Origin of the sequence: Pseudomonas sp. NPDC087817 (assembly GCF_044742875.1) — a bacterium.
Lineage (GTDB): Bacteria > Pseudomonadota > Gammaproteobacteria > Pseudomonadales > Pseudomonadaceae > Aquipseudomonas.
On record NZ_JBIUVJ010000127.1, the window covers coordinates 1 to 5182 of the forward strand.

A 5182-nucleotide genomic window follows, 5' to 3' on the forward strand; every position below is an offset into this window, starting at 1 on the left:
GGAACACTGAACGCCAGGTTACCAAGGAAGAACCCGCCAAGGCGGGTTTTTTTCTGCCTCGAGTTGTACCTTCGAGATGTGTCGTTTCACCGGTTTTCGGATTTATTTGAAAAAAACTTCAATTAAATCAACACTTTACGAAAACTTGTGGCATAATGCGTCCCGTAACGAAGCGAAGGGTGATTAGCTCAGCTGGGAGAGCGTCTGCCTTACAAGCAGAATGTCGGCGGTTCGATCCCGTCATCACCCACCATTCGTTTCAAGCGTTTCGCGCAGCGGTAGTTCAGTCGGTTAGAATACCGGCCTGTCACGCCGGGGGTCGCGGGTTCGAGTCCCGTCCGCTGCGCCATATTCGGAATCTGGAACACTGAACGTCAGATTCCACAGAAAGCCCGCCTAGTGCGGGCTTTTTGCTGTCTGGCGTTTGGGTTTTCTTCACGGCCTATATCTATGTAGTGCCTGCCAGTCGCATCGTTTTCGGACAATGGACCTTGTTTTCCATGACCTCATCAGGTCATGGCGCCGATTCCATTGCCTGCCGAGAGCCCGACCGCATGCCCCCAACTCCCTCTGCAACCGCTACCGTTTCTGCCGACGACACGGATGCGCTGTCATTCATGGCAGACAAACCTGCATTTCTCTCGAGCGACGATGCCGCAGCGTGTCTGCACGGCCTGCTGAAACCGCCGCGAAGTACCGAGTTGCACTGGTTCATTCTGAAAAGCGCGGACGAGCGCTTCTATTGCGTTCAGCGGATCGAGGCTAAAGCCAGCGGGGTCGAGGAAAAACTCCCTGATCCAGCCAAGGATCCGCGTCGAGAGTGGGCAGTGACTGCCGGTGCGAATGGCCAGTTGATCATTCCCAGAGGTTTTTCCCTCGAAGCGAGTTTCCATGCGCACCCGGCCAAGGTTCAAGGCGCCGACGAAGCCACCACGGAATGGGTTCAGCGCAATCGCTTCTTCACCATTGCCGATTTGTCTGCGGTGATGAATCCGCATCGAAAATACTCGAAATGTTATCTGAGTGCCGGTAACGGCGGACTTCTCTCGTACACGTCGACCAATCTGCCGTTTGAACAGGAACTGTCGCCGCGCCTTGCGCCAAACCCGGATGGCGATTCGCGACGTTTTCAGATCCTGTATGAAGAGGGTTCGATTCCCAGCAGCCTGTGGATCCTGTTGGCGGTGGCGGCTGGAAAGGTAACCGTTGTGGTTCCCGGGGATCTTTGGCGGCACCGTGGCCGGCTCAAAGCCAGTTGGCGGTCGGACATTCTGCAGGCACCACCGGCGCTTAAAACCATGCCGATCTTTGGTCCGATCTGTCGAAATGCAAAAGAAGCAGCCGTCTATCTGCGAAAACAATTACCCGCGTTGCCGTCGGCAAATCCCAATGTCGGTTTTATTCTCAAACATAACGTCAGTGATTTTCTGATCGTCACCGAGCCGGTCTCCCGCCAATACGCGAGCTTTGACCGCAGTGCGCTGTTTCCCAGGAATCAACAGGGTCAGCCGCGCATCCCCCGAGCCTTTCGCGTGCTTGGCATTTATCACTCGATTCAACCATCGCCGACATCGGGCGGGACCGATCTTTCGCGCAATTTTTTCTCTACCGCCGACCTCAAAGTCGATCTGGCACGGGTCAGTGAAGCGCCTCATCAACGCATTTTTGCAATCACCCCCGACGGCGCTGTCTTGCGTTTCGCCAAACCGATACTGCCCAAGGTTCGCGAGTTGATCGCCGAACTCGCTCAAGACCTTGAGCAAAAAATCAACTCCGGCGACATCAGTGCGCAGATGTTGATCGACAAGGTCGCCAGCGCCGGAATTCTCAGCGTCCTGCTCCCTAGTGCTGTATGGCCCCAGGCTGGAAGAGTCATGGCGTCATCTGCCGCACAGCAAGAGCCATGATCAACCGCCATTGCGCTGATGACGATAGTCGCTGACCGCCTCGTACACCGCTTTGCGCAGGCGATTGATACCGCCAATCGGGCGGTGCGCTTCAATGCCGAACCAGGGGTTGAAGGACAGGTTGTCGCAATCGAGGTTCTGCTGCGGTGTATCGAAATCCTGAGGTGGCACGGTGATACGGGCCACGGTTTCGAACGGCGAATCCTGCTCGCGCCACTCGATGCTGGTGTCCTCGATCGGCATGTATTTGTTGGCATCCTGGCGCTGAATCTGCAGCAGGAAACAGGCCGGTACGCGATCCGTCGAGAGTTGCTGATACAGGGCGCTGCGCAGGAAGTTCGGCAGATCCTGGTTTTGTTGGGGCAGGGTGTAGGCCGGGCAATTGTCGGGATCCGGCGTTACCCGGAATTTGGCGTTCGACTCGCCGAACTTGTACGGCGAGACCGAAAAATACGTGGTGCCCGTCGGGCTTTCCGGCGCAGGCGACAACGTTGCCAGGGCAATAAACAGATGCCGGACTTGCCAGGTGCGCGGATCCCAACCGGGGAAAAACGCCATGACCTTTTTGCCGTCAGCCTGCGCCGCCACATTCTGACGATACTCGGCGACATCACTGACAAAGAAGTTCGGATGACTGAACATCACGAAGTCTTGCTCGTGCTGTTGCTGGCGGTTGTCGAGCAAGGGGTTGCCGGGTACGTCGAGCAATTTGATCGCCATGCCCCGGGCATCGCGGATGCTGTCGAACTGCGGATAGGCGTTGCCGTTGGACAGGCGAATCAGCGCTTGCCAGGTTTTCCCCGGCTCGCTGAACACGCCCTGCTGCAACGACTGGGCAAGTTGCGGCAGAACCAGCACCTGCGCCTTCACGCAACCATGCGCCTTGGCGTGAGCGTCGCGCAGATAGCGGGTCGGCTCGCGGTGCTGATCAACAATGCGCACGGCGGTCTGAATCACCTCTTGAGTCATGGCCGACTCGCCCGGCGGAATCTGCTCCAGCGCGGAAACCGGGCCACGGTGCTGCCAGGCAAACCAGGCCCAGGCAACGGCCCCGCCGAGCAGGCCGATGGCGAGTAACAACAGCAGGGTTTTGCCCAGCAGGCGCCCCAGCCACAACCAGATCCGGGCCAGCGGCGGGAGGTCTTTCTTGAAGGTCGAGATCATGGCAATTGCGCCTCCAGTGGACCGCCGAGGACTTTCAGGTATTCCAGCAACGCCCAACGTTCTTCGGGCTGCAACCAGCGGCCGATGACACCATTGCCGCGTTCACCCGCACGGAATTCATGACCGCTGTTGTGGTTGCCGGTGATCCGCGTGTCGAACAGGAAGCCATTGGTAAAAGCTTCGGTGCGATAGCCCAGATGCCGCGGATCGTATTCGAAGCTGCCTTTATAGAAGGTGGTGGCGCGCTCATCCTGCGGCGACAGCAACTGATAAAGGCTCGGCACCGAACCGTTGTGCAGAAACGGCGCAGTGGCCCAGACGCCGGCCAGTGGGCGAGCCTTGTAGGCGACTTTTTCGCGCACACCGATCGGCAGGCCGAAACCGTCGAGTCGCGGTTTCTCTTGCGCAGTGACGTTGGCTTCGCGATAAGCGCGGTTTTCGACGAATGCGGTGACGTACGCCAGGCCTTTGGCCACGGACAACTGGCTCAGATCCAGCGGCTCCTCGGGTGACGGGTGCAGTTTCACGTCCATTTTTTCCAGCTCTTTCAGATCCCATTGCAGGGCCGTGAGGTCGAAACGATGGCTGGCGATGTTGTTGGCAGCATTCGGATCGGTGCCGATCGCGTCCACTGGCAGAAGGTGCAAATGCTGCACCCAGCGTTCGCCTTCCTGAGTCTTGCGCGGCACGTGGCAGCCGGCGCAGTTCTCGGCAAACAGTGCACGTCCCTTGGCCGCCAGCGGTTTGTCGACGGCGCCAAACACGTCTTCCGGCCACGCGGGTGGTTGCAGGTGTTGCAGGGTTTCTTCGATTTTGTGCAGATCACGCACACGGACGCTGGAGGCATAGCGTTCATCACCTTGCAGCGGTTGGCCATTGGCGTCGAAGAAGTTCAGGGTGGCGCCGACACCCAATGCCTCGCCGATGTTGCGCGCCATCGGCTGTTGCGCAGAACCGTTCCACTGCACCCAGTCGAACGTCCACATGTCCCACAACTGCGGGTAGTCCACCGGCGCGTTGGCGACGCGATAGTTGGCGGGAGAAATGGCATCGCCGAACGTCGCGTTGGCAATCCGCCCGAATGCATCGGTGCGTCCCGGGCCTTCTTCGGTGGGGTAGAGGCCACGGTGGGTGTCGTTCCAGGCGACTTTCAGAAAAGTGTTCAGCGAGCCTTTGAAGTCTTTGCGCAGTTGCTCGCGGCGTGCGTCGTAGTCATTGCCCAGTACCGCGCGCGCGAAGCGTTCGAATTTCCATGGGTTGTAGTAAGTCGAGGTCAGACTGGCGACCAAGGCTTGTCCGAAACTGCCGCCGCGCAGCGTAGGAACACTGGAAGGCAATACGTGTTGCGCCGAGCCGCCATCAATACGCACGGCCTGGCCGTTAAAGCGCAATTCTCCGGTATGGCAAGCGGCGCAAGTTATGTCCAGATATTGCTCGGTGCTTCCGGGATTCTGGTGCCGCGCAAAGCCGACAGGAAGATTGCCGGGGTTGTTTGGCGTGGCTTTCTGTTGTGGATCAATTAGAAAGCCAAATCGTGCGAGGTATTCGGGCGAGGCGAAACGCTGTTGCGAAAAGGGCAACTCCAGCGCCTGGAACCACTCGTAACGCAATCCTTTGACCTGAGTGCCCTGTGGCGTGAAATAGTAGGTCTGACGTTCTGCCTGCGACCACTGATTCAGGTAATGCACCTGTTGCACGGGGGTGTAGAAGGGTAATTTCGGATTGGCGACGTAATACAACACCACCGCAAGGACGAGTCCAAGCAGCACGACGATCAGGGTCAGCACACGGAATAAGAGGCGCAAGATAAACATCCTTGTCGAATTGTTGCGCTGTTATGCCTGAGCTTGACCCGGTGCGGCAAGTGGCCATTACGCCAAGTCATAAGGATGGGTGATTCGCTCGCGCTCAGGATCAGATGACAGAAGCTTCATCATCCGTTTGCCCAAATGCGTTTTGGTCCCTGAACTTATCGCAGGTTTACTGCTCTCATGCCGGTAGCCATTGGTCGTGGCGGCCTGATAAGCTCGCGGCTTTACTCGATTGCCCTTTCGGCGCATGAACAAGGAAATAGCATGAAACAGCATCGGTTGGCGGCGGCGGTAGCCCTG

At 58.0% G+C, this 5182-nt stretch carries 4 protein-coding genes and 2 tRNA genes; 3 read left to right on the plus strand and 3 right to left on the minus strand.

All coding sequences use genetic code 11. The annotated features are described in order from the left end of the window. Window positions 1–177 precede the first annotated feature (177 nt). The 3 genes from ACIONG_RS29705 (at window position 178) to ACIONG_RS29715 (ending at window position 1907) form a co-directional block, all read left to right on the plus strand. Window positions 178–253: transfer RNA gene (locus tag ACIONG_RS29705), tRNA-Val, on the plus strand. Window positions 254–272: 19 nt separating this feature from the next. Beyond that, window positions 273–349, plus strand: a tRNA-Asp gene (locus ACIONG_RS29710). Window positions 350–410: 61 nt separating this feature from the next. Beyond that, entirely contained in the window at window positions 411–1907 is a 1497-nt protein-coding gene (locus ACIONG_RS29715; protein WP_401304522.1) for a hypothetical protein, read from the plus strand. On the opposite strand, the gene ACIONG_RS29720 is transcribed toward ACIONG_RS29715, so the two are convergent. From ACIONG_RS29720 to ACIONG_RS29730, 3 genes are all read right to left on the minus strand, one after another. Continuing rightward, complete coding sequence (locus tag ACIONG_RS29720) at window positions 1908–3071, minus strand: catalase family protein (RefSeq protein ID WP_401304525.1); 1164 nt, start codon at window positions 3069–3071, stop codon at window positions 1908–1910. It abuts the gene before it with no gap. Further along, window positions 3068–4876, minus strand: a complete 1809-nt coding sequence (locus ACIONG_RS29725; RefSeq protein WP_401304527.1) for a di-heme-cytochrome C peroxidase — start codon at window positions 4874–4876, stop codon at window positions 3068–3070. Before ACIONG_RS29725 ends, ACIONG_RS29720 begins: the two co-directional genes overlap by 4 nt. A 66-nt stretch (window positions 4877–4942) precedes the next feature. Then, on the minus strand, window positions 4943–5182 hold a 240-nt coding region (locus tag ACIONG_RS29730; RefSeq protein ID WP_401304529.1), incomplete at its 5' end, for a hypothetical protein.